The organism is Flavobacterium sp. AC267 (assembly GCF_979258715.1).
On sequence record NZ_OZ409875.1, the window covers coordinates 574,505 to 597,559 of the forward strand.

The following is a 23,055-nucleotide window of genomic DNA, read 5'->3' on the forward strand; positions in this document are numbered from 1 at the left end:
GCAATGAAAAAAATCGAAATTTATTCAAGTAAGAAAAATACGTTTTTATTATTAATTGGCTCTCTTCTATTTATCATTGGAGGAATTTGGATGTTTAAGGATGCTGAAAATTTAGCAAGCTATAGAGGAAGTCCAATTTTCTTAAAAGGGATTGGAATTATTTCCGTTTTATTTTTCGGTTTAGGAGCGTATATTTCAATTAAGCAATTAGTAAAAAACAAACTTTTTCTAATTATTGATAAAAATGGAATTAATGTTAATCCGAAAAAGAATTCAACAGAATTTATAAATTGGAAAAATATTGAAGGATTTTTTGAACTAAAAATTCAAAGTCAAAAAATGGTGCTTATTAAAGTTAACAATCCTGATTATTGGATTGAAATTGAAACTAATCAAATAAGAAAAAAACTAATACAATTTAATTTAAATAATTACGGTTCACCTTTTTGTCTTTCAGCAGTTTCAATGCAAATAAATCATGCCGAACTTATGAAAGTATTAAATGAGAGTCTTAAGAAATACAAAAATTAGCATAAGGAATAAAACCATTTTATCATTTCGACGAAGGAGAAATCTCCGCAACATATTCCCCAAAGCTAGGAAATACTAGACGGAGCTACTTGCGGAGATTTCTCCTTCGTCGAAATGACAAAAATGAGAGAAATACTAAATCTCAGTAAAATTATTTCTTTTGAAACCGAGTGCCCTAGCCCCGATCGAAGCGACATCCTTTCTATTTTTTCTTTAAAAATAGAAAGATACAGCGAAGAGCAGGAAACAGCTTCAAAAATTAATTATTATCGTTTATATTTGCAATTCGATATAAAAACACTGGTTTTATTTTAATGTAAAATCAGCAATCTATAAATCTAAAATTAAAATGAGACACACAAAGGTTAAAGACTTATTAAACAGTACGACGACGCTACAGGAAGTGAATGCAAAAGGATGGGTGAGAACTTTTAGAAATAATCAGTTCATCGCGCTAAATGACGGTTCTACCATTAATAATATACAATGTGTTGTTGATTTTGAAAATACACCTGAAGAAACTTTAAAAAGAATCACTACCGGAGTCGCAGTTTCTGTAATTGGAACTTTGGTGGAAAGTAAAGGCGCGGGTCAGAAATATGAAATTCAGGTGAACAAACTTGAAATTCTTGGAGATTCTGATGCGGAAAAATTCCCAATGCGACCTAAAAAACACTCTTTAGAATTTTTACGTGAAAATGCACATTTACGTGTTCGTACTAATGCTTTTGGCGCCATTATGCGTGTGCGTTCTGTATTGTCTTATGCTGTTCACAGCTATTTTCAACAAAAAGGGTTTGTGTATGTAAACACGCCAATTATTACGGGAGCTGATGCTGAAGGTGCTGGAGAAATGTTTCAGGTAACTTCTTTACCATTGGATAATCTTCCAAAAAATGAAGAAGGAAATATTGATTTCAAAAAAGATTTCTTTGGAAAACATACGAACTTAACGGTTTCTGGACAATTAGAGGGTGAAACTTTTGCAATGGCTTTGGGTCAGATCTATACTTTTGGACCAACGTTTAGAGCAGAGAATTCAAACACTTCTCGTCACCTGGCAGAATTCTGGATGATTGAGCCGGAAGTTGCTTTCAACGACCTTGACGACAACATGGATTTGGCTGAAGATTTTATTCAGTACGTTATAAAATATGCTTTAGACAATTGTGGAGATGATTTGAAATTTCTGGAAGGAAGACTTTTAGAAGAAGAAAAATCAAAACCTCAGGCGGAAAGAAGCGAAATGGCTTTGTTGGATAAATTGAATTTCGTTTTGGAGAACAACTTCAAACGTGTTTCTTATACAGAAGCAATTGACATTTTGAGAGATTCAACTCCAAATAAGAAAAAGAAATTCCAATACCTTATTACAGAATGGGGAGCGGATTTACAATCTGAACACGAGCGTTACTTGGTTGAAAAACACTTTAAATGTCCGGTAATTTTATACGATTACCCAGCAAACATTAAAGCGTTTTACATGCGTTTGAACGACAACACAGAACCAGGAAGAGAAACAGTTCGCGCAATGGATATCCTATTCCCTGGAATTGGAGAAATCGTTGGAGGTTCTGAAAGAGAAGAGCGTTACGATGTTTTGGTTGAAAAAATGAAAGCTTTAAATATCGACGAAGAAGAATTATACTGGTATTTAGACACCAGAAGATTTGGTTCTGCAACTCATGCAGGTTTCGGTTTAGGATTTGAGCGTTTGGTATTGTTTGTAACAGGTATGACAAACATTAGAGACGTAATTCCTTTCCCAAGAACTCCTGGAAGTGCGGAATTCTAAAAAAGTTTAATCGGTTAATCGTTCATTCGGTTAACCGATTTTCACGAAGAAACGAATTGACGATTAAACAAATAAACGATTAAACATTATAAATGCTAAAGCAATTTTTAAATTTAAAATTATCACAAAAATTATCTCCGCAGAGAAATTCAGCTGATGAAGTTAATTCAATTGCCTACGCAAGCTTTTGAGCAACGTTTATTAGAAGAAATGAACGAAAATCCCGCTCTTGAGGCTGGAAAAGAAGACGAATACGAAGCCGATGAATTCGCCAATGAAGACTACGACGATTATGATGATGCAGAATCTGACAGAATCGAAGCAGACGACATTAATATTGACGAATACTTAAGCGACGACGATACGCCTGATTACAAAACTCAGGTGAATAATTACAGTGAAGACGAAGAACGCGAAACACCTTTTGCTTCTCCAATTAGTTTTCATCAGGATTTAATCAATCAGTTGAATACTTTTATTCTGAATGATGAAGAACGAGAAATCGCCGAATTCCTTGTTGGAAGTATTGACGACATGGGTTACATCCGCAGAAGCGTTCCGGATATTGTAGACGACATGGCTTTTACTCAGGGAATTTACACCGATGAGAAAATGGTCGAAAAAATGCTTCAGGTGATTCACGAACTAGAACCTTCGGGAGTTGGAGCGCGTGACTTGCAGGAATGTTTGTTATTGCAGTTAAAACATAAAACGCCAACAGAATATGTTGATCTGGCGATTGATATTATCGAAAATCAGTTTGACGCTTTTACGAAAAAACATTACGATAAATTATTACAGAAATACAGTGTTTCAAACGAACAGCTTAAAAAAGCGATTCACGAAATTGAAAGATTAAACCCAAAACCGGGCGGTTCTTTTACAGGAAACAATAAAGTAACGGAAAATGTGGTTCCCGATTTCGCAATCAGAATTGTTGATGGCGAATTGGAATTGACTTTAAACGGACGAAATGCTCCTTCCCTGCATGTTTCTAAGGATTATCAGGAAATGATGCAGACGTATAAAGATTCTCGTGATAAATCATCGGCACAGAAAGATGCGGTTCAGTTTATCAAACAAAAATTGGATTCGGCCAAATGGTTTATTGACGCAATTAGACAACGTCAGGAAACACTTTTTGTAACCATGAATGCGATTATGCATTATCAGGAAGAATTTTTCTTAGACGGTGACGAAACCAAATTAAAACCAATGATCTTAAAAGACATTGCGGATATGGTTGGTTTAGATATTTCGACAATTTCGCGTGTTGCCAACAGTAAATATGTTGAAACACCATACGGAACGAAACTGATTAAAGAATTTTTCTCTGAAGCCATGAAAAATGATCAGGGAGAAGATGTTTCTACTTTAGAAATCAAAAAGATTCTTAAAAATACAATTGAAGAAGAAGATAAAAAAGAAACCGCTTCCAGACGATCAATTGGCTGAAATCCTGAAGGAAAAAGGATATCCAATTGCAAGAAGGACTATTGCTAAATATCGTGAACAATTGGATATTCCAGTTGCTAGAATGAGAAAGAAAATTTAGGTTTTCTCTGCCTTTATATCAAAATACCAAACCTAACAGGTTTTAAAACCTGTTAGGTTTTTTTATTATAGAAGTTAATTTATTTCAAGATATGGATTCATTACGCAGGAATGTCTCATTGGTAGAAAATATTTGATGTATAGCTAAATATTGGTTCCGTAGGAACGTTTGATTAATCGAACAAATAAATTACCGTTAAATCAGGTGTACCTACAGGAAACAACACAAAACCATTTATGGTTCTACCGATTAAATATTCCTATGGAATATAATTGAAATCCTGAATATTATTTTAAAAGATCTAAAAACAACAAACCCTACAGGTTTTAAAAACCTGTAGGGTTTGCTATATGTGAACCTTCTAATTATTTATATTGATCTGGCAATATTTTCACAGTAAACAAAAACGCTTTCTTTTTATCGCTGTAACTGTAAATCAAAGTATAATCGTTATCTCTAAAAACCTGAAGTCCTTTATTTGATTTGGCGGTACTTATTAGACTTTTTTGAATCTCGTCTTGTATTACATTGATCTCTGCTTTTTCTTTTTCTACATTCAACAACGTCAAATTATACTGAACAGTTCTTTCCTCAGGCAAAGTCACACTGTCTAAACGAATGCCCTCCTGAATATTAAGCGGACAATTTTTATTGTATTTGGCAACTAATTCGGTTACCTCAGTATTTACTTCATCTGCATTTTCAGAAAGATAAAACTGAAAAAAAGCGGCTAAGGCTAAAGCAACACCAATTATAATTAATAATAAAATATTCTGTTTTCTCATTTTACTTTCACTTCTTAATAAAGTTAAAATTTATTTTTCTTGGATTTTCTTCATTGCATTAAAATACGTCGCACGGCTAAGTGGCTCGTATTCTTCCGTTTCACCCAGCATCACCAATTTATCATTATCCGTTTTTCTAAAACTGTAATTAGCCAAATTTCCAGTTCTCGTGCAAACGGCGTGTACTTTGGTTACATATTCTGCCGTTGCCATAAGTCCCGGCATAGGTCCGAAAGGGTTTCCTTTAAAATCCATATCAAGCCCGGCAACAATTACGCGGATTCCCTGATTGGCCAAATCATTACAAACCGTAATAATTTCATCATCAAAAAACTGAGCTTCGTCAATACCAATCACATCACAGCCTTGTGCCAAAATTAAAATATTGGCAAATGCGGGAACTGGAGTGGAACGAATTTCATTAGCATCGTGCGACACTACCATTTCGTCATGATAACGGGTATCGATTGCGGGTTTGAAAATTTCGACTTTTTGCTTGGCGAATTGAGCGCGTTTTAATCTACGGATTAATTCCTCGGTTTTACCCGAAAACATTGATCCACAAATAACTTCAATCCAACCAAATTGTTCTTTGTGATTTACTGTATTTTCGAGAAACATTTTGTATTTTTCTGCCTTTAAAAATGAATAGTTTTTATTACTTTGTACTGGTAATAAATCGACGTAAAAATGTGCTGTTTTACATTTTTTCAAAAGTAGAAAATTTTTATCAAATCGGAGATTCGCGAACGCTTATTAACAGAAATAAAAAAATATCTTTTGGATTTCTTTCATAATAAAGACATTCAGACATTAAATACACTAAAATACCTTATTCACTATAATTTCAACAGTTATGAAAAAAAAATTGGAAGCCGATTTAATCAGCATTGCTCATCGAATTTTGAAACTTAAAAACAAATCCGATATCAATCAATTGTATCTTGAAACTCAGAAATTATATGAGAAATTAGCGGTATTAAAATTTGTAGAAGAGAATTTTGACGCAGCAAAACCAACAATTGGGCAACACGATATTACTTCAGAATTAGAAACAATCTTTGATAAAGAGGAAATAATCCCTGTTCCATCTGAGACAGAAAGCCCTCTCTGCTGTAATTGAACTTGAGGAATCTTACGAGCCAGAAGTGTCAGAAGAAATCACTGCTGCAATTCCTGAACCGATTGCAGAAGAAATAGAGGAACCAATCGCCGCTGAATTCTCTGAACCTATTATTGAAGAAACACCAGAACCAATTACTGCCGAAATTATTGAACCTGTTGTAGAAAAAACAGAAGAGCCAGTTGTTTCTGAAGTTATTGAACTGGAAGCAGAAAAAGAAATTGATGTAGAAGAATCTAAGAATAATCCAGAAGAACTTTCGTTTACGACTGTAAGTGATTTAAAACCAATTCCAGATTTTAAACCTGCGTTTGAATTAGAAACGGAAGAGATAAAAGAAGAAATAAAAGAGGAACCAAAAATCGAAACTTCGAGTATACCAACAATTCTTTTTGAAGATTTTGGAGTAAATTATGCCGACGCTCAGTTTGTAAAAGTAGATAGTTTTGAAGCAGTTCCGCCGGCTAAAACCCCTTCAATTACTGATTTTAAAGAAGAGAAAAAAGTAGAAATAGCCATTCTTGAAACTCCTTCACAGCCAAAAGCGGTAAGTTTAAATGAAAAAATGGCAAAAGGTTTTCATATTGATTTGAATGACAGAATTGCTTTTACTAAAAATCTTTTTGGAAACAGTACAGAAGATTACAGCCGGGTTTTAAATCAGCTTTTAACCTTTGATTCTTATAGTGAAGCACAAGAATTTATTGAAAACATGGTTAAACCTGATTATAATAATTGGGAAGGAAAAGACGATTACGCAGAACGTTTCTTGGGAATTGTAGAGAAGAAATTCTCATAATCCTTTTCACTTTTTACATTTCACTAATAACAAATTATGTCTAAATTATATATCGTTCCAACGCCTATTGGCAATCTTGAAGACATGACTTTTCGTGCCATTCGCATTCTGAAAGAAGTCGATTTGATTTTAGCCGAAGACACCAGAACGAGTGGAAAATTGTTGAAGCATTTTGAAATTGGCACACACATGCACAGCCATCATATGCATAACGAACACAAAACAACCGAAAACTTAATTGCGCGTTTAAAAGCCGGCGAAACTATCGCTTTAATTTCAGATGCAGGAACTCCGGCAATTTCAGATCCTGGTTTTTTATTGACGCGCGCCTGCGTTGAAAATAAAATTGAAGTAGAATGTCTGCCTGGCGCAACGGCTTTTGTTCCTGCTTTGGTAAACAGCGGATTACCAAATGACAAGTTTATTTTTGAAGGTTTTCTGCCTGATAAAAAAGGACGTCAGACTCGTTTTTTGGCTTTAGCCGAAGAAACCCGAACGATGATTTTGTATGTTTCACCACATAAATTAGTCAAAACTTTAGCTGAATTTATTCAGTATTTTGGAGAAGACAGACAAGTCTGCGTTTCGAGAGAATTATCAAAATTGCACGAAGAAAACGTACGCGGAACGGCAAAAGAAGTTTTAACTCATTTTGAAAAAACAGCTCCACGCGGAGAAATCGTAGTTGTGGTTGCCGGAAAAACAATAATAAAAGAACCGAAGAAAAGTAAGTTTTCTAAGGATGATGACGAAGAATAATAGTTGCCACGAATTCACAAATTAAAATATATTAAAAAATGTTTGCCACGAATTACACCAATTATCACGAATTTAATTCGTGAAATTCGTGGCAAAAAAACGAATAACATATCATGAGCATCCAAGCCTTTTTAGAAAAAGTAAAACAAACTCCAACTCAAATTACATTCCCGGAAACTATTGCAGTAATTGAGGAAAATTACAACTTTACTCCAACCGCTTTTCAAAATGGAACACAGCACAATGTCGCCGGCGAAAACTCAGGTTCTTGCAAATTATTTTCTTTCGCCAAATTGCAAAATTTGAGTAAAGAAGAAACTTTAGCCTGTTTTGGCGCTTTTTATTTCGAAGAAGTTTTAAAAGATCCAAACGGAACTAACCATCAAAACATTAGAAATTTCATCAACTTAGGCTGGGACGGAATTAAGTTTGAAGGAAATGCTTTGGAAGCGAAGTAATATTTTAGATTTTAGAGTGTAGATTTTAGATTTCTGAAATTTACACTCTATATTATATACCCAAAAAGCTTTGACAAAATTTAAAAAGTATTTCTGCCACAAATTTCGCAGATTAAAACAGATTAAAGATTGCCACTAATTACTCAAATTAACACAAATTGAATTAGTGAAAATTCGTGCAATTCGTGGCAAAAAAAATTACCAATCAAATTAAACGATTTCAGACATCAAAAATCTAAAATCTACACTCTAAAATCTAAAATCAACCATGCGTTGGACTTTAAAACCAAAACCTTCTGAAGATAAAATCAAACATTTGGCACAGGCCTTAAATGTAGAAGATTTTGTAGCAACACTTTTGATTCAGCGTGGTATTGAAACTTTTGAAGATGCCAAGAATTTCTTTCGCCCTTCATTAGAACATTTGCATGATCCATATTTGATGAAAGATATGGACAAAGCGGTTACCCGAATAGAATCGGCTATTGAAAATCAGGAAAACATCTTGGTTTTTGGAGATTATGATGTTGATGGAACGACAGCGGTTTCGTTAGTTTCTTCTTACCTAAAATCACATTATCCAAATATTGCCACTTACATTCCAGATCGTTATGACGAAGGTTACGGGATTTCTTTTAAAGGAATTGACTTTGCCGATGACAACGGATTTTCATTAATTATCGCTCTCGATTGCGGCATAAAATCCATTGATCATATCGCCTACGCGAAAGAAAAAAACATTGATTTTATTATTTGTGACCACCACAGACCTGGCAATATTCTTCCTGATGCGGTTGCGATTTTAGACCCAAAAAGAGAAGACTGTTCGTATCCGTATGATGAATTATGTGGTCGCGGTGTCGGTTTTAAACTGATTCAGGCTTTAGGTCAAAATAGAAATGAAACCATAGAAGATTTAGTTCCGTATCTGGATTTGGTTGCTACGGCAATCGCGGCAGATATTGTGCCGATTACAGGTGAAAATAGAGTTTTGGCTTACTTTGGTTTAAAAGTAATAAACAGCGATCCGCGACCTGGAATTAAAGCTTTGGTACATCAGGTAAAAAAGAAAGTTCTAGATATTACAGATGTTGTTTTTATCATTTCTCCCCGAATTAATGCGGCAGGAAGAATAAAACACGGAAATCATGCTGTTGAACTATTGACTGAATTTGACTTCGATCAGGCACAGCAATTTGCTTCGGAAATTGAACAATACAATGCAGACCGAAAAGATTTAGATAAAAAAATTACAAAAGAAGCTTTTCAGCAGATTTTAGAAAACAAAGAAGAAGAACGTTTTTCTACGGTTGTTTTTCAGGAAGACTGGCACAAAGGTGTGATCGGGATTGTCGCTTCGAGATTAATTGAAACTTATTACCGCCCTACTTTGGTTTTCACAAAAAGCGGTGATAAATATGCGGCTTCTGCAAGATCTGTTAAAGGATTTGATGTTTACAATGCATTGGATGCCTGTGCAGAACATTTAGAGCAATTTGGAGGACATATGTACAGCTGCAGGAATGACTTTAAAAGCTGAAAATTATCCGCTTTTCAAAGAAGCTTTTGAAAAATGTGTACAAGAAACCATTCAGCCTGAAATGCGAACTCCTGAAATAGAAATTGATGCCGAAATTAACTTCTCAGATATTACTCCAAAACTTATCCGAATTTTAAAACAATTCGAGCCTTTTGGCCCGCAGAATATGACGCCGGTTTTTATGACTTCGGATGTAAAAGATACAGGATATGCCAAAACTTTAGGTTCTGAAGAAGAACATTTAAGACTTTTTGTCAAGCAATCCGGAACCGACGGAATAGGCGCAATTGGCTTTGGACTCGGAAAAAAACTCAATATAGCAAAAAATCAAAATCTGTTTCAACTGGCTTATTGTATTGCCGAAAATGAATGGAACGGAACTATTTCAACACAGCTTATGCTGAAAGACATTAGAACAAATGGAAGAGATTAAATCAAATAAACCGGATCCGTATCAGGCGGCGCGTTATAGAGAATTCAACGTATTTTTATTATTACGTTTTGCCATGGTTTTTGCTTGGTCAATGCAGTTTATTGTAATCGAATGGGAAGTGTATAGTTTAACTAAAGATCCGCTTTCACTTGGGATTATTGGTTTAATGGAAGTTGTTCCTGCCGTTTCAATGGCATTATTTGCCGGTCATATTGTTGACCAAAGAGAGAAAAAAGGCTTGTTGGTAAAATGTATTCTAGGATTTTCTGTAATTAGTTTTGGATTGTTTTTACTGACGTGGCCAAAAATTATTGGCGACTGGTCTTCCAATGTTATTTTATATTCAATTTATACTTTAGTCTTTTTTGGCGGATTAGTTCGTGCATTTCTTGGACCAACTATTTTCTCACTTCTATCACTGATTATTCCTAAAAAAGCGTATCCAAATGCGACAACTTGGAGCAGTTCTGTTTGGCAGGTTGGCGCTGTAATGGGCCCTGCGCTTGCCGGATTTTCAATTAACTGGATGGGGGTTCACTGGCCGATGTGTTTGGTTTTTGCATTCTCCCTACTTTCCTTAATTTTTTTATCTCAAATTAGTACAAAACCAATCCTAAATCCAAAGATTGGTGAATCAATAAAAGACAGTCTTACAGAAGGTTTAACTTTTGTATTTAAAAACCAAATTGTTTTAGGAGCCTTATCTCTTGATATGATTGCTGTACTTTTTGGGGGCGCAGTTGCATTGTTACCAGTTTTTGCTCAAGATATCTTAAAAGTTGGTGCAGAAGGATTTGGTATATTGAGAGTCGCTCCAGCAGTCGGTGCGTTTATCACGATGCTTGTTTCTGCTTATGTGCCTTTGTATAAAAATGCCGGAAAGAAACTTTTAGTTGCCATATTTGTTTTCGGATTATCGATTATCTTATTTGGTTTTTCTACGTCATTCTGGCTTTCTGTTTTTGCTTTATTCTTGAGCGGACTAGCAGACGGAATTTCGGTAGTAATTCGCCAGACGATTTTACAGCTTAAAACGCCAGATCATATGCGTGGACGTGTTGGTGCTGTGAACTCTATTTTTGTGGGATCTTCTAACGAATTAGGAGCTTTTGAAAGCGGTGCCACTGCTAAATTAATGGGCGCTGTAACTTCTGTTATTTTTGGAGGAAGCGTTACATTGCTGACTGTAGTGGTTACGGCATTAAAATCGCCAACGTTTCGAAATTTAGACCTTTACAGAGATATGGAAGATCATAATAAATCGGAGTAAATGATAAAATATAAAATGATCTTTCTCAAGATCCATCTGATAACTTTAAGCCTACTTTTAGTCAATTTGCTGATCAATTCTATCTTCGAAATTAGCCTGGCTTCAAATTTACTTTTTGCAATTAAAATTATATTTTACTTTTCTGGTGGTTTTTTGTTTTTTTATTATGTAAAACCGTTTAAAAAAGTAGCTTTATACTTTTCAATTTATATATTTTCACCCATTTTTATTTTTTTCAGCTGGCTTACAGATGGTCTTATGGGAGCTCTTTTATCATCATTTTTTATTTTATTCTTTAATCCGAGTGATACTAAATTTGAAAATGATCAAATTCAAATTAAAACTAAGTTTGAAGGATTACTTGGTGCTTGCTGTAAATATGAAGTGATTGAAAAAAAGTACTACTTATTTGAAAGAAAGGTCGCCGAATTTAAAGTTGAAGAAAGTCTGCATCTTAAAAAAAGCGATGTGAAAATTCAAAATGATATTTTGCAAATACATCTGTTATTAAAAGAATATGATGATGAAAAAGAGGAATATATCACAATACACAAAAACCTAAATGTCCATCTAAAATAAAACACAAATAAATGAAATCACTATTTTTTACTTTCATTTTGACATTATCGTTTTTCGCAAACGGACAGAATCTTTATATTAAAACATACGGAAACGAAAAGGACAAACCTATAATTTTTATTCACGGCGGTCCAAGCGGCAACTCCACTTTATTTGAAGGAACAACAGCTCAAAATCTGGCCAATCAAGGTTTTTATGTTATTGCTTATGATCGAAGAGGCGAAGGAAGATCTGCAGATCCTAATGCAAAATTGACTTATGAAGAAGCTTTTCAGGATTTAAATTCTATCTATAAAAAGTACCATTTAAAAAAAGCAGTTTTGCTTGGTCACAGTTTTGGTGGTTTAGTCGCGACTCTTTATACAAACAAATATCCTCAGAATGTCAGCGCTTTAGTTTTGGCTGGCGCTTTGTTTTCTCAGCAGGAAACTTACGACCATATTTTAGATACTTTAAAAAAGAAATACAGCATTAATTCTGAACAATTAAAAAGAATAAATGTTGCAGAAAATTTAGATAAAAATTCGGCCGAATATCGGAAAAAATGTTTTGAACTGGCTGGTGAAAACAACTTTTTTAAAATGCCGAATCCAACTTCTGTTTCAAAAAAATTGTATGCACAATACGAAGCGGGCGAGTATTTCAAAACCAATATTAGGAACAAAAATGCACCTTTGCTTTTTTATCAAAATGAAAAACAAAATAATATTGACACTCGACCAATCTTAAAGAAAATAAAGGCCAGCGGTGTTCCCATTTACGGAATTTACGGAAAACAGGATGGTATTTTTTCATCGGCACAAATTAAATCAATTGAAAATCTTACTGGTAAAAACCACTTTGCTTTTTTAGACAACTGTTCTCACTATTTATTTGTAGATCAGCAAAATGAGTTTCTGTCAAATGTTAAAAATTGGATGTTTGCTCTTTAAACCATATTAGTGACATAAGTTTATTTAATTACAAACGAATTTCATAGCCTTCAGTCAAAACTGAAGACTATTTTATGGCATCTCACTATATAAGTCTAATAAAAGAATCTTTAATATGAACTTATATATCTTCTATGGTGAAAAAAATTCGCATTTTTAAGATCTTTTAATTTAGAATTAATATAAATAATAATTATATTTGTTGAATTAAAAGGATTTACAATGAGAGATATTGAACAGATATACCACAATAACTTTGGAATAGCTTTTTACTGGAAAGATGATAATAGTACGATTTCAGATAAAGTACAATTGGTTTTTAAAGAAACCGGCTTTTACTTTACTATTCCGGAATTAAATCTTTTTTGTGATTTGATTGAAGACAGCATGATCGAAAATGCTTGTTGCGAAGCTTGTGAAATGAAATATTCCTGCCATAAATTTCTATTAAAAACACCCTGTAATTCTATAGATTTAGCTGTAAATATGACCGAATTAAAATCGATTAAAGATTTGGTTGAAGGTTCTCTATTCAAAATTGAACTCGACGAATATGTTTACGGAGTTGGCATGAATTAAGAAACATTTAAATATTTTAAGAATATTTTTTCATTATTGAAATATATTTTGATTCAATTCAAAAAAAAGTATATTTACAGCAATGAAAAAAGCCGTTTTTCTAATTATCTCACTATTTCTGATTAGCTGTACCAATAAATCAGAAGAATATATAGATCCGCGCGGTACTGATTATGCGGGTTCAGAAAGCTGTGTACAATGTCACAAAACACAGTCTGAAATGGTATTTCATAGTTCGCACTTCAAAGCAACTGCACCAGCCATACTCGAAAATATTTCTGGAGATTTTGATTCTAAAAATCATACTTTCATTTATGATAAAAACACCAAATTGGTCATGGAAAAACATGGCGACAGTTTGTATCAGGTTCTATACAAAAACGGTAAAGAAACAGCTAAGTATAAATTTGAAATTGTTTTTGGAACCAAGAATGCGCAAACTTCTGTTTATTGGAGAAACAACAATACTTACGAACTACCTCTTTCTTTTTATCATTCTGTAAATAGCTGGGCAACAAGCCCTGGTTTTCCTGCCGACAAACCATACTTTGACCGCATGGTTGTTAAAGATTGTTATGCCTGCCATAGTTCAAATATCAGCTCCAGAACGACTGATCAAAGTTCTGCAGAGAAAAACTTCATGTCGATGGATGTGGAAGATATTATCAATAAAAAAACTATTGTTTACGGAATTGACTGCGAACGCTGTCACGGACCTGCAAAAAAGCATGCAGAATTTCATCTAAAAAATCCAAACGTTAAAATCGCCAACAGCATTACAAGTTTTAAAAACCTCAACAGACAGCAAAAATTGGATGCCTGTGCTTTGTGCCATGCTGGAAATGATGGAATGAAATTAAAATCGCGCTTTGAATTTAAACCCGGAGATAATCTTTCCGAATTCTTTCGTGAAACGAGAAGTATAAATGACACGGCGCAATTTGATGTTCACGGGAATCAATTTCGTTTAATGGCGCAGAGTAAGTGTTTTATAAACAGTGAAAAAAATGGATTGCATTACTTGTCATAATCCGCATGAAAATGCTTCAAAAAACATGGTTTCCTACTCTAAGATCTGTATGAGCTGTCATCAAGGTTTAAAACATAAGGAAAAAACGCTTCAAACAATGCCTGAGAAAGTATTGGCCGATAATTGTGTAGAATGTCATATGCCGAAAAAAGCTTCAAATGCAATAAGTTTTCAGCTTTCAAACAGCAAACAATTATCGAATTACATTTTGAGAACGCACAAAATTGGAATTTATCCAAATAAAAAATAATTATTTCTTGTACTCTAAAAGTTCGAATTTTTCACCGTCAAAAACGCCATAGGTAAAATAGCCAATCCAATCGCCTAAGTTTACATACTCCGAATTTTCGCCTACCGAACGAATCATTGGTAAATGACGATGACCAAAAATAAAATAATTATAATGTTTGGTTTCTAGCTTTCGTTTAGCGTATAAAATCAGCCACTCTTTTTCTTCTCCTAAAAACTTAATGTCTTCATCGCCGGAAATCAATTTATTTTTAACCGATAAATATTGCGCTAAACTTACCCCAACATCTGGATGAAGCCAGCGAAAAAGCCATTTTGAAAACGGATTTGTAAATACCTTTTTCATTCTTTTATAACCTTTATCTCCGGGACCTTTTCCGTCGCCGTGGCCAATTAAAAAAGTTTTTCCGTTAAAAGTAAATTCTTTGTTATCGTGATAAACCGGAATATTCAATTCGGTTTCAAAATAATCATTCATCCATAAATCATGATTTCCTACGAAAAAATAAATTGGGATGTCGCTGTCGCGAATTTCGGCCAGTTTGCCTAAAATGCGCACAAAACCTTTTGGAACAACCGTTTTATATTCGAACCAAAAATCAAATAAATCACCCAATAAAAAAATTGCTTCTGCATCTTCCTTAACCTCATCCAGCCAAGCCACGAATTTCTTTTCGCGCGGCAAACTCAATTCTGGAGTCGGCGCACCAAAATGCTGATCTGAAGCAAAATATATTTTTTTCATTGAGATTTTTAAAATTTTAGACTTTTGTCTCTCTGAGCGAAGTCGAAGAGTTTGGAATTTGGAATTTAATTTTTGGAATTTTACAAATTATCAGACGCATACCATTCTGCAAAAGAAGATTCTGTTTCCTGAAGTTTAAGAGAGAAAAGAGAAATTCCTTCTGGAAGGCGTGCAACAATTCTATCTGCAAAATCAACCACCATATTTTCGCTTGTTGGCTGGTAATCTACCAAAATAACGTGATGACCGCGATTTTTCAATTCATTTGCCAATTCGATGTGCGGTGTAGTCTGATTGAAAACAGTTGCGTGATCAAACTGATCGACGATTTCTTCTTTTACAATTTTCTTTAGATCCGAAAAATCAATCACCATTCCGAATTTCACATTCGATCGATCTGTAATTGGCGAACCAATAACCGTAACCGACAATTTATAACTGTGTCCGTGAACGTTCTTGCATTTTCCGTCGTAACCGTACAAAGCGTGTCCGGTTTCGAAACTAAATTGTTTTGTAATTCTGATATTACTCATCGATGTTTAATTTTAAGCTGGCAAATTTACGAATTAATAACCGTTTAAATAATAAATTCCAAATAAAGAAAAATTCCAGATTCCAATAGGAATTTAATGCAATTGGAATTTGGAATTTGGACTTTCCACACTCGAAATTTCATTGATCTATTTTTTAAACTGCAGACAACGCATTTCTGGTAAAATCAGATAAAACCAGTTTACCTGTAATTGCGGCGCGTTCAAAAAGAAGCGATTCCCATTGTTCTGTACCTTCCCAAATAATCTTTTTCATTTCTTGTAAAGCTTCGGGATTGTAAGCGCTTAATTTTTGAGCAAAATCTTTAACGTCATTATCCAAAGTATTAACATCAGTCAAAACAGAATAAAGTCCTTTCTCAAAAGCCCAATCTGCCGATTTCCATTCGTGTGCTTGCGAGCGTCATTTCGGTCATTGCTGTTTTTCCAATTTTGCGAGAAACCGCTGGTTCGATAACAAAAGGACCGATTCCGATTGCCAATTCTGATAATTTAATATCACTTTGAGGTGTTGCAAAAACATAATCGCAGGCCGAAATAATTCCAACACCCCCTCCTACTGCTTTTCCTTGTACACGGCCAATAATTATTTTACTGCAATTGCGCATGGCATTTAGCAGATGGGCGAAACCAGAAAAGAATTCAGTTCCTTGTTCTTCGGTTTCTACTTTTAAAAGTTCATCAAAAGAAGCGCCGGAACAAAAAGTTTTTGCTCCTTCACTTTTTAAAATAATAACCGAAAGATTTTCATTTCGGCTTAACGAATTAATTTCGGCTGTAAGCTCATCTAGTAATTTACGCGGAAAAGAATTACTTGCAGGATGACCAAATTGTACTGTTGCAATTGTATTTTGAAAAGAAGTTTCTAAACTTCCATTTAGATTTTCAGAACTCATAAAAATAGATTTAAACGTAAAGTTACGCTTTTGCAAAATATTTTGTCTGATTGATTTCTAAATTTGTTTTTTGAGAATTATTTGACTTTATTTGCTAAGACTTTGGGGGATTAGCTCATTTGGCTAGAGTACTTGCCTGGCAGGCAAGGGGTGACCGGTTCGAATCCGGTATTCTCCACTAAAAAACCGTATCACATTACTGTGATACGGTTTTTTTTATTTAATTCTACTTTTATTCATCCATAAAAAATGTCTTAAAATAGTACAATTCAATCTTATACAGGTAAATCTCATCAATTAATCTTTCCAATTTTGCAAAAAAACAAAAAGATGAAAAAGCTACTATTACTACTAGGCCTTGTTTTTATTTGTTCATGTTCATCTGATGATTTATTTGATACAAGTAATGATTATCAGACAACAATCAGCCCGCCTTCATGGATTAGGGGAACTTGGATTGAAGAAAAAGGAAAAATAATCGAATTCACAAAATCGGATATAATTGTAGATCCTAACGGTAACCGTTATTCAGCAAATGGCGAAATTACCTACTACCTTATAAAAGATGAAGATCCAGAAATTGTTGAGATACAAACAGACTCAACTTATACGTTACAATTTAATGAATCTGCTTCTTCTAGAAAGAATTTAAAGTTTATTAAAATTTCAGATACTCAAATAGAATCAAAAGGAAGTTATAAAGGGATTTATACTAAAAAATAAAATTTCTATTGGAATCTTATAAATCTTATATGCACAAAGCATTTATTTGCAAATCACTTTTATAATTATGTTAATAAAAAAAATCACAAAGGAAAATTTAAAGCTAATTGCAGGAACAGATAATACGTATCAGACCATTTTAAAAATTAACGATAAAAATATAGAGATTTCTATTGATCCTGATGACGTGGAAATGGAAAAAACCATTGAATTGGCAAATAAAATAATTGGAAATTTTGAATTTTATGAAAACAGTGCAAAGCAAAGAATTGTATCAGAGTATTTAGAGAATTACAATGAAAATTGGAGAGACGAAGAAGAAGGAGAATTGGAACTAGGTGAAAAAGAATTTGGCGATAATTTGACGTTAACAAGTATTTCATTTCTATCCGATTCCTCTATTGACTTTTTTTATTCTGAAAATGGAATGTTTGGTAATCACTCCTTAATTGCGCAATCATTTGATGGAGAAAATTTTGATTACACAACTATGTTTGGATAAAACACATTCAAAGAATTTATAGTAAAACACAAGACCTTAAAAAAACCGTATTACTTAACTGCAATACGGTTTTTTTTTGTTTTACTATTCTCATTTCTCATCAGCAGAATCCTCAAAATTCGGTTCATCTTCTTGAGACTTTTTAAAATCATCATTTAACAAATCGGTCAATTTCTTTTTTTCTTTTTGATTTTTTCTAATTGTCAAAACAACCAAGATGATAACCAATACTACTACAACTCCTATTACAACCCAGTTAATTTCCATAATTTAAGTTTTATTAAAAGTAAAAATTTAAACTATTCATCATATTATCAAAAGGTTAAGCGTTTCGTTTTTTATTACAAGTTTATTTAAAAGATGTCAATTCCTGAAAGATATTTCTTTAATAAAGGTTTTGTATTTTTGTGTAAATCATTAACTATTTAAACCATGCCTCTAAAAGATATTGCTGGGCAGTTTTCTATAAAACTATCATAAAGTATTTTTCAGCGAATTTAAAAATGTTAAAACGGATAAATAATTTATTTATTAGAAAAAACATGAACGAAAGAATATCAAAAATAAAAAATGATGTGCAAGACAGAAACTCTGAAGCATGGATCAAATTATGCCAATATATTGATAAAGTTCATGAAGAAAATATCGAAGAATTTTCTCCTTTAGAAGCATTAGGCTATGAATTATATTCTCAAATTTATACCTTACCCGAAAGTATTTCAAAGCTTAAAAAAGTAAAAAAAGTCTGGTTGTATGGGAGTAAATTAAAACGAATTCCACCTGAAATTGGAGAAATGGAATCTCTTGAATATTTTGATCCATACACTTCCTATGATTTATATTGGTTTCCTTATGAAATAATCAATTGTAAAAAATTAAAAGACAGCAGAGTTAGCACAAGAGTTTTATATGGTAATTTTAAAAACAGAAAAAGATTTCCATTACTTTCTCATAATCCTGTACGGTATTATGGTAACTCACTTAAATGCAAGCATCTGCAAGAAAGAAATAGCCTATGAAGAGACCAATCAATTATGGATAACTCTGCATGTTGGGACAGATAATTTACCGTTACTTGCCAATGTATGTTCGCAGGAATGTCAAGGAAAACTTCTTGAACCACCAAAAGGATATTTAAACCACGCACATAAAGGAGGTGCTGATTTAAAACAGCCATCTTATGAAGAATGGGAAAAAGCTAATCTCGTTAAAATAACATTGACTGAACTCGAAGACTCGAACCAAAACACTGAAGAAGAATCACCAAAATTATTAAAACTGGTACGTAAAATATGGCGACGATAAATCATTTCTCTAAAAACAAAATAATCTTGTTTGTTAAATTATTTTTATCAATTGCACTTCTCTTATTCATAACTACTTTTCTACAAATTTATTGGGCAATGGGAAGTCTTTCTGAAAGAAATTCAAGCGGATGCCTCGACTGTTCCTTTTCTTATGATGCGTATTTAATGTCTTTCATTTCTGCAATTTTATTGTCAATCGTTTTTCTGTTTCTTTCTTTCATTAAAAACAGCTATTTAAAAGTTTTTCTTCAATTATTATTCTTAATTTCAATATGGTTTTTCTGGAATTACAGCATTTTTGTTGATCGCGAATCTTCTTGGAGCACTTTTCGTTTTAAAGAAGAATTATTTTACACACTTACATTGTCCTTTTTACCGATTTCTATTCTTTCTATAATTACAGTATTCACTTTACATTATATCTTAAAAAAGTATGAGTCGAAATAACAAAATAGTATTGAGATTCTATCTCATTATCAGCCTATTTCTAACATTAAACTGTTGTTTGTATTATTTTAAAGAAATAAGTTTACGTGGTTATTATAGTGATATTGTATTATTTTGGATTTGGCTCTTTACAAGCTTTGTAGTCATTGTATTATTTTGGAAAAAAATCATGGCAAAGCTTCTTCTGGCGTACCTTAGTATTGAGTTTGATATTAAGTATTATCCCAATGATGATTCCTTTTTATGCGCTTTTACTTTCGACCACATCTTTAGGTTTGTATATTGATAAAAATTTAAATGATAAATATCGGGCTCAAATTGTGGGCTACAGCGCAATGACGTCTCCGTGGCTTGAAGTAATGGAGAAAAATGGCCCAATCGAAAAAAGGATTTTTAAATGTACCGACTCGCAAATCAGGAATGATAATTTGAATATCAAAATCAGAAATGCAAAAGATATTCTTTTTAAAAAAGGAAACCGACAGCACATTAACGTTGACAATCTTTTGTGGAGGTCCAAACCAAACTATTACGTTCAATAAAAATTCTGGAAATAGTATCGAACTAAAAAATAACTGAATAAAAACGAAATAATATGACCGTATTCCTACGCTGGCTTTTACTCCCAATAATTGGATTGATTGCATTATTATTTTGGAAAGGAAGTCCCATCTTGATTAAATCGTTACTACTAATTTTTCCGCTTGTATTAATAATTGATTGGTTTGTGCACGAAGGCGCATTTAGCAGTGGCGACGGATTAGCCACAATATATGGCGTATTAGCAATTATCGCATTTTTAGTTTGCTATGAAATTGGATTAATTCATCGGTTTTATCTCGTAAAAAAAGGTGTTACAACAAACGAAGATGATATCTTACTACTCATCGGATTGGTTATCTTAGTAATTGCTACAATCTATTTCTTCATATCAATTTCAAAATAAATTATTTAAAACAAATCCCCAATTGTTTTTAATCATGTTTCATTAAAATCTTAAACCATGTCTGAATTAAGTTCTTTATTCTGTAAAATAAAAATCACAAAACCGCAGACTGGAGTTTTTTTTAAACAGCCCTCCCGAAAAACCAACGTTAAATGACAATTGGCAAAAATGGTGGGACAGTCGTGAAATGTATTCTAAAATGGATTTAACGCCAGAATATCTTCATGCTTACAATGACAACACCAATCAGGAAGTTCTTGATGGATGGATGGAATACAAACAAGCTATGGCTTTTTCAGATTACGATGAAGCGAAAGAAGAATGGCAATGGGGAATGCTGTTTTTCAGCGAAAATTATGTAGAAATGTTACCCATGTTTGCCTTTATCGTTAGCATGGAAAAATACGTTAGCGAAAGCACCGAAAACAGCGCAATTGTTTATCCGTACTTTTGGGGAGACAGCAATGTTGATGCTTATATTTATTTTGAAAATGGAAAGGCCGTACTAAGTCCGCAAGTAAAAAGCACTTCTGACGTGAACGCGGTAATAATGGAAAGCACTATAGTTTGTCTGGATCAAAAATGGGAGGATTTGTCTAAAAATATGGAAATGGATTAAAATTTCTTCTCTGAAATTCTGTTTTAATCGAAGTATAATTATTTACAAATTTCATTTAGAATTGAAATTCTTTATAGAGCTTCTTGCGGAGATTTCTCCTTCGTCGAAATTACATATATTGCGAAAATTTTGATTATTCACTCGCTATAAGATTGCTATTGAGCGCGAAAACTTAGTGCCTCAGCGCCTTTGCGGCAAATTTTATCGCAGTAAAAACCCCATTCGAATCGATCCATAAAAATAGCCGCGATTTGTATCATTAACATCGCCTTTTAATTCTCTTCCGCGGTACAGGAAAGAATAGGAAATATTGAAATTATTGTAGCGGTATTTTAAACCTGCTTCTCCATTAAACCGAAGCGGCACTAAATCGAAAGTAATCGGACTGGTATTGTTAAACATACTGCCCTCGATTGTGGCATCGTAAAACTGATAATTAACGCTTGGCGCTATGTAGAAATAAAACTCTCGAATGTTGGGCTGTACTTCTGCACTTATAGAAGCATCATACATATTAGAATCGTAAATCGGAATTAATCTTTTAAAACCAAATCTCGCCATAAATCCTGTGGAAACTCCTGTAAAAATGGTTCCCAAATTAGCTTCTGACTGAAAATGCAGATCTACAAAATCATTGTGTTTGGAAGGAAACATTTTTTTAGAATACAACACATGCGCCTGTAAACCTAAAGCATTATGAATTTGATTTTCCCAGCCAAATACTTTTTTATAACCAATAATTTTATGAAACCCTTCCTGCAGTTCTTGCCCAAGAGCATTTGGCCCAACAAAACCCAATTGAAAATCGGTCTTTAAAACGGATTCGCTTTTGTAAAAAAACTTTTCCCTGCTTCGGCAAAAAGATATCCGGCAAAAGGGCGGTCGTTTATATCAACGGCTTCTTCATTAATAAATCGCGGATTGTAGAGATATTGCCCAATTCGAAATTCGGTTATTTCTTTACTAATTTTTTCATTGTTATTCTCGCTTAGAAATCGGTAAAAAATTTCTAAGCCGTTCGTGTAATACATATCGTTTTTAGACGATGTATACAAATCATTATCCGATATAAAACCTAATTCTGAAGTTTTTCCTTGTCCAAAAGTCAACGTTGTTGTTAAAATCAGAAAAGCAAAAAAAGCTTTTTTACTTTTTCCCATCGCCTTTATAATTGATTTTTCCAACGTAACGCATCTCGCGAACAATTCGTTCTTTTTCTTCTGTTAATATAACTTGACGAACCTGTAGCTTTAAATTTTCTCGGATTTGGTAAAATCGTCGCAATTCCCATGCCTGCATTGGTGTTAAACTCGAAGCATCGCGACGGTACCAATGTTCTGTTGCCGCATAAGCGCCGTAAACTCCGTCACCCATTTCGATGCTGTTAAGATAAACTTCCATGATGCGTTCTTTGCCCCAGATTAATTCAATTAAAACGGTAAAATAAGCTTCAAGACCTTTACGGAAATAACTTTTTCCCTGCCACAAAAAGACGTTTTTAGCCGTTTGCTGTGAAATGGTGCTTCCACCGCGAATTCGTCTTCCGCGCTCGTTACTTTTATAAGCTTTTTGAAGTGCTTTAAAATCGAAACCATTATGAATAAGAAAAGTTCCATCTTCGCTCGCGATTACTGCTTTTTGCAAATTCATGGAAATTTTTTCAATCGGTTCCCAATCGTGATCAAAATACACTTCTTTTCCACCAAATTTATTTTCGATAGCGCGAATAATCATCAAAGGTGTAAAAGGAACCGGAACGTATTTAAAAAATATAACTGAACCAATTGATAATCCGAAAAACCACAAAGCGACTTTTATAAAAAACCATTTTATTTTTTCTCCCAAAGATCGATTTCCTTTTTTAGGAGACGATTTTGGTTTTGGTTTCAGTCGCGGTTGTTT

28 protein-coding genes, 1 tRNA gene and 3 pseudogenes are annotated in these 23,055 nt (G+C 33.5%); 23 read left to right on the forward strand and 9 right to left on the reverse strand.

Annotated features, from left to right (window positions below; genetic code table 11):
* The first annotated feature begins 3 nt into the window (after positions 1-3).
* The 3 genes and pseudogenes from ACZZ95_RS03110 (at position 4) to rpoN (ending at position 3,881) form a co-directional block, all read left to right on the forward strand.
* Positions 4-531: an STM3941 family protein gene (locus ACZZ95_RS03110; RefSeq protein ID WP_463467975.1), complete on the forward strand. Its 528-nt coding sequence runs from the start codon at positions 4-6 to the stop codon at positions 529-531.
* A 349-nt stretch (positions 532-880) separates the two neighbouring features.
* Positions 881-2,326, forward strand: a complete 1,446-nt coding sequence (asnS, locus tag ACZZ95_RS03115) for an asparagine--tRNA ligase (RefSeq protein ID WP_463467976.1) — start codon at positions 881-883, stop codon at positions 2,324-2,326.
* Positions 2,327-2,418: 92 nt separating this feature from the next.
* Positions 2,419-3,881 (forward strand): annotated as a pseudogene (rpoN, locus tag ACZZ95_RS03120) (RNA polymerase factor sigma-54).
* Between the two features lie 365 nt (positions 3,882-4,246).
* On the opposite strand, the gene ACZZ95_RS03125 reads toward rpoN, so the two are convergent.
* Positions 4,247-4,666: a hypothetical protein gene (locus tag ACZZ95_RS03125; protein ID WP_463467977.1), complete on the reverse strand. Its 420-nt coding sequence runs from the start codon at positions 4,664-4,666 to the stop codon at positions 4,247-4,249.
* A gap of 30 nt (positions 4,667-4,696) precedes the next feature.
* Positions 4,697-5,287, reverse strand: a complete 591-nt coding sequence (locus ACZZ95_RS03130; RefSeq protein ID WP_463471616.1) for a thymidine kinase — start codon at positions 5,285-5,287, stop codon at positions 4,697-4,699.
* Between the two features lie 235 nt (positions 5,288-5,522).
* Between ACZZ95_RS03130 and ACZZ95_RS03135 the strand changes: the two genes are divergently transcribed.
* From ACZZ95_RS03135 to ACZZ95_RS03185, 11 genes and pseudogenes are all read left to right on the forward strand, one after another.
* On the forward strand, positions 5,523-5,789 hold the full coding sequence (locus ACZZ95_RS03135; RefSeq protein WP_463467978.1) for a hypothetical protein: 267 nt from the start codon (positions 5,523-5,525) through the stop codon (positions 5,787-5,789).
* A gap of 25 nt (positions 5,790-5,814) precedes the next feature.
* Complete coding sequence (locus ACZZ95_RS03140) at positions 5,815-6,588, forward strand: hypothetical protein (RefSeq protein WP_463467979.1); 774 nt, start codon at positions 5,815-5,817, stop codon at positions 6,586-6,588.
* Positions 6,589-6,624: 36 nt separating this feature from the next.
* Complete coding sequence (gene rsmI, locus ACZZ95_RS03145) at positions 6,625-7,347, forward strand: 16S rRNA (cytidine(1402)-2'-O)-methyltransferase (RefSeq protein ID WP_463467980.1); 723 nt, start codon at positions 6,625-6,627, stop codon at positions 7,345-7,347.
* Between the two features lie 113 nt (positions 7,348-7,460).
* A complete protein-coding gene (locus ACZZ95_RS03150; RefSeq protein WP_463467981.1) occupies positions 7,461-7,805 on the forward strand; it encodes a HopJ type III effector protein in 345 nt (114 codons plus the stop codon).
* Between the two features lie 268 nt (positions 7,806-8,073).
* Positions 8,074-9,778 (forward strand): annotated as a pseudogene (gene recJ, locus ACZZ95_RS03155) (single-stranded-DNA-specific exonuclease RecJ).
* The gene (locus tag ACZZ95_RS03160; protein WP_463467982.1) at positions 9,765-11,048 is read left to right on the forward strand and encodes an MFS transporter; all 1,284 of its coding nucleotides are present in this window, start codon (positions 9,765-9,767) and stop codon (positions 11,046-11,048) included. The pseudogene recJ and the gene ACZZ95_RS03160 overlap by 14 nt, the downstream one beginning before the upstream one ends.
* Positions 11,049-11,306: 258 nt before the next feature.
* Positions 11,307-11,627 carry a hypothetical protein gene (locus ACZZ95_RS03165; protein WP_463467983.1) on the forward strand — a complete coding sequence of 107 codons (321 nt, stop codon included), beginning with the start codon at positions 11,307-11,309 and terminating at the stop codon, positions 11,625-11,627.
* Between the two features lie 11 nt (positions 11,628-11,638).
* Positions 11,639-12,559 carry an alpha/beta fold hydrolase gene (locus tag ACZZ95_RS03170; protein WP_463467984.1) on the forward strand — a complete coding sequence of 307 codons (921 nt, stop codon included), beginning with the start codon at positions 11,639-11,641 and terminating at the stop codon, positions 12,557-12,559.
* Between the two features lie 222 nt (positions 12,560-12,781).
* Positions 12,782-13,138 carry a hypothetical protein gene (locus tag ACZZ95_RS03175; RefSeq protein WP_095953965.1) on the forward strand — a complete coding sequence of 119 codons (357 nt, stop codon included), beginning with the start codon at positions 12,782-12,784 and terminating at the stop codon, positions 13,136-13,138.
* 82 nt (positions 13,139-13,220) lie between these two features.
* Positions 13,221-14,168, forward strand: coding sequence for a cytochrome c3 family protein (locus tag ACZZ95_RS03180; protein WP_463467985.1), 948 nt, complete (start codon positions 13,221-13,223; stop codon positions 14,166-14,168).
* Positions 14,146-14,418: a cytochrome c3 family protein gene (locus ACZZ95_RS03185; RefSeq protein ID WP_463467986.1), complete on the forward strand. Its 273-nt coding sequence runs from the start codon at positions 14,146-14,148 to the stop codon at positions 14,416-14,418. Before ACZZ95_RS03180 ends, ACZZ95_RS03185 begins: the two co-directional genes overlap by 23 nt.
* Here ACZZ95_RS03185 and ACZZ95_RS03190 read toward each other — a convergent pair whose 3' ends face one another.
* From ACZZ95_RS03190 to ACZZ95_RS03200, 3 genes and pseudogenes are all read right to left on the reverse strand, one after another.
* Positions 14,419-15,162, reverse strand: a complete 744-nt coding sequence (locus tag ACZZ95_RS03190) for a UDP-2,3-diacylglucosamine diphosphatase (protein ID WP_463467987.1) — start codon at positions 15,160-15,162, stop codon at positions 14,419-14,421.
* Positions 15,163-15,242: 80 nt separating this feature from the next.
* Complete coding sequence (locus tag ACZZ95_RS03195; protein WP_095953962.1) at positions 15,243-15,695, reverse strand: 6-pyruvoyl trahydropterin synthase family protein; 453 nt, start codon at positions 15,693-15,695, stop codon at positions 15,243-15,245.
* A 147-nt stretch (positions 15,696-15,842) separates the two neighbouring features.
* Positions 15,843-16,609: pseudogene (locus ACZZ95_RS03200) on the reverse strand (enoyl-CoA hydratase/isomerase family protein).
* Between the two features lie 104 nt (positions 16,610-16,713).
* On the opposite strand from ACZZ95_RS03200, the gene ACZZ95_RS03205 reads away from it, so the two are divergent.
* The 3 genes from ACZZ95_RS03205 to ACZZ95_RS03215 all read left to right on the forward strand — a co-directional run bounded on the left by ACZZ95_RS03205 (position 16,714) and on the right by ACZZ95_RS03215 (position 17,834).
* Positions 16,714-16,787 (forward strand) — tRNA-Ala (locus tag ACZZ95_RS03205).
* A 152-nt stretch (positions 16,788-16,939) separates the two neighbouring features.
* Positions 16,940-17,332 carry a hypothetical protein gene (locus tag ACZZ95_RS03210; RefSeq protein ID WP_463467988.1) on the forward strand — a complete coding sequence of 131 codons (393 nt, stop codon included), beginning with the start codon at positions 16,940-16,942 and terminating at the stop codon, positions 17,330-17,332.
* A gap of 67 nt (positions 17,333-17,399) precedes the next feature.
* The gene (locus ACZZ95_RS03215; protein ID WP_463467989.1) at positions 17,400-17,834 is read left to right on the forward strand and encodes a DUF2262 domain-containing protein; all 435 of its coding nucleotides are present in this window, start codon (positions 17,400-17,402) and stop codon (positions 17,832-17,834) included.
* Between the two features lie 90 nt (positions 17,835-17,924).
* On the opposite strand, the gene ACZZ95_RS03220 is transcribed toward ACZZ95_RS03215, so the two are convergent.
* Positions 17,925-18,101 carry a hypothetical protein gene (locus ACZZ95_RS03220; RefSeq protein ID WP_463467990.1) on the reverse strand — a complete coding sequence of 59 codons (177 nt, stop codon included), beginning with the start codon at positions 18,099-18,101 and terminating at the stop codon, positions 17,925-17,927.
* 236 nt (positions 18,102-18,337) lie between these two features.
* On the opposite strand from ACZZ95_RS03220, the gene ACZZ95_RS03225 reads away from it, so the two are divergent.
* From ACZZ95_RS03225 to ACZZ95_RS03250, 6 genes are all read left to right on the forward strand, one after another.
* Positions 18,338-18,853, forward strand: coding sequence for a hypothetical protein (locus ACZZ95_RS03225; protein WP_463467991.1), 516 nt, complete (start codon positions 18,338-18,340; stop codon positions 18,851-18,853).
* Complete coding sequence (locus ACZZ95_RS03230) at positions 18,804-19,139, forward strand: hypothetical protein (RefSeq protein WP_463467992.1); 336 nt, start codon at positions 18,804-18,806, stop codon at positions 19,137-19,139. Before ACZZ95_RS03225 ends, ACZZ95_RS03230 begins: the two co-directional genes overlap by 50 nt.
* Positions 19,127-19,588 (forward strand): hypothetical protein, encoded by a 462-nt coding sequence (locus tag ACZZ95_RS03235; RefSeq protein WP_463467993.1) that lies wholly within the window; start codon positions 19,127-19,129, stop codon positions 19,586-19,588. Before ACZZ95_RS03230 ends, ACZZ95_RS03235 begins: the two co-directional genes overlap by 13 nt.
* A 227-nt stretch (positions 19,589-19,815) precedes the next feature.
* The gene (locus ACZZ95_RS03240; RefSeq protein ID WP_463467994.1) at positions 19,816-20,130 is read left to right on the forward strand and encodes a hypothetical protein; all 315 of its coding nucleotides are present in this window, start codon (positions 19,816-19,818) and stop codon (positions 20,128-20,130) included.
* Positions 20,131-20,183: 53 nt separating this feature from the next.
* The gene (locus tag ACZZ95_RS03245) at positions 20,184-20,534 is read left to right on the forward strand and encodes a hypothetical protein (RefSeq protein WP_463467995.1); all 351 of its coding nucleotides are present in this window, start codon (positions 20,184-20,186) and stop codon (positions 20,532-20,534) included.
* A 199-nt stretch (positions 20,535-20,733) separates the two neighbouring features.
* Complete coding sequence (locus ACZZ95_RS03250) at positions 20,734-21,153, forward strand: hypothetical protein (protein ID WP_463467996.1); 420 nt, start codon at positions 20,734-20,736, stop codon at positions 21,151-21,153.
* Between the two features lie 201 nt (positions 21,154-21,354).
* On the opposite strand, the gene ACZZ95_RS03255 is transcribed toward ACZZ95_RS03250, so the two are convergent.
* The 3 genes from ACZZ95_RS03255 to mtgA are packed head-to-tail and all read right to left on the reverse strand — an operon-like array spanning position 21,355 to position 22,998.
* Positions 21,355-21,951 (reverse strand): lipid A-modifier LpxR family protein, encoded by a 597-nt coding sequence (locus ACZZ95_RS03255; RefSeq protein ID WP_463467997.1) that lies wholly within the window; start codon positions 21,949-21,951, stop codon positions 21,355-21,357.
* 14 nt (positions 21,952-21,965) lie between these two features.
* A complete protein-coding gene (locus ACZZ95_RS03260; RefSeq protein WP_463467998.1) occupies positions 21,966-22,313 on the reverse strand; it encodes a lipid A-modifier LpxR family protein in 348 nt (115 codons plus the stop codon).
* A complete protein-coding gene (gene mtgA / locus ACZZ95_RS03265) occupies positions 22,300-22,998 on the reverse strand; it encodes a monofunctional biosynthetic peptidoglycan transglycosylase (RefSeq protein ID WP_463467999.1) in 699 nt (232 codons plus the stop codon). The genes ACZZ95_RS03260 and mtgA overlap by 14 nt, the downstream gene beginning before the upstream one ends.
* Positions 22,999-23,055 lie beyond the last annotated feature (57 nt).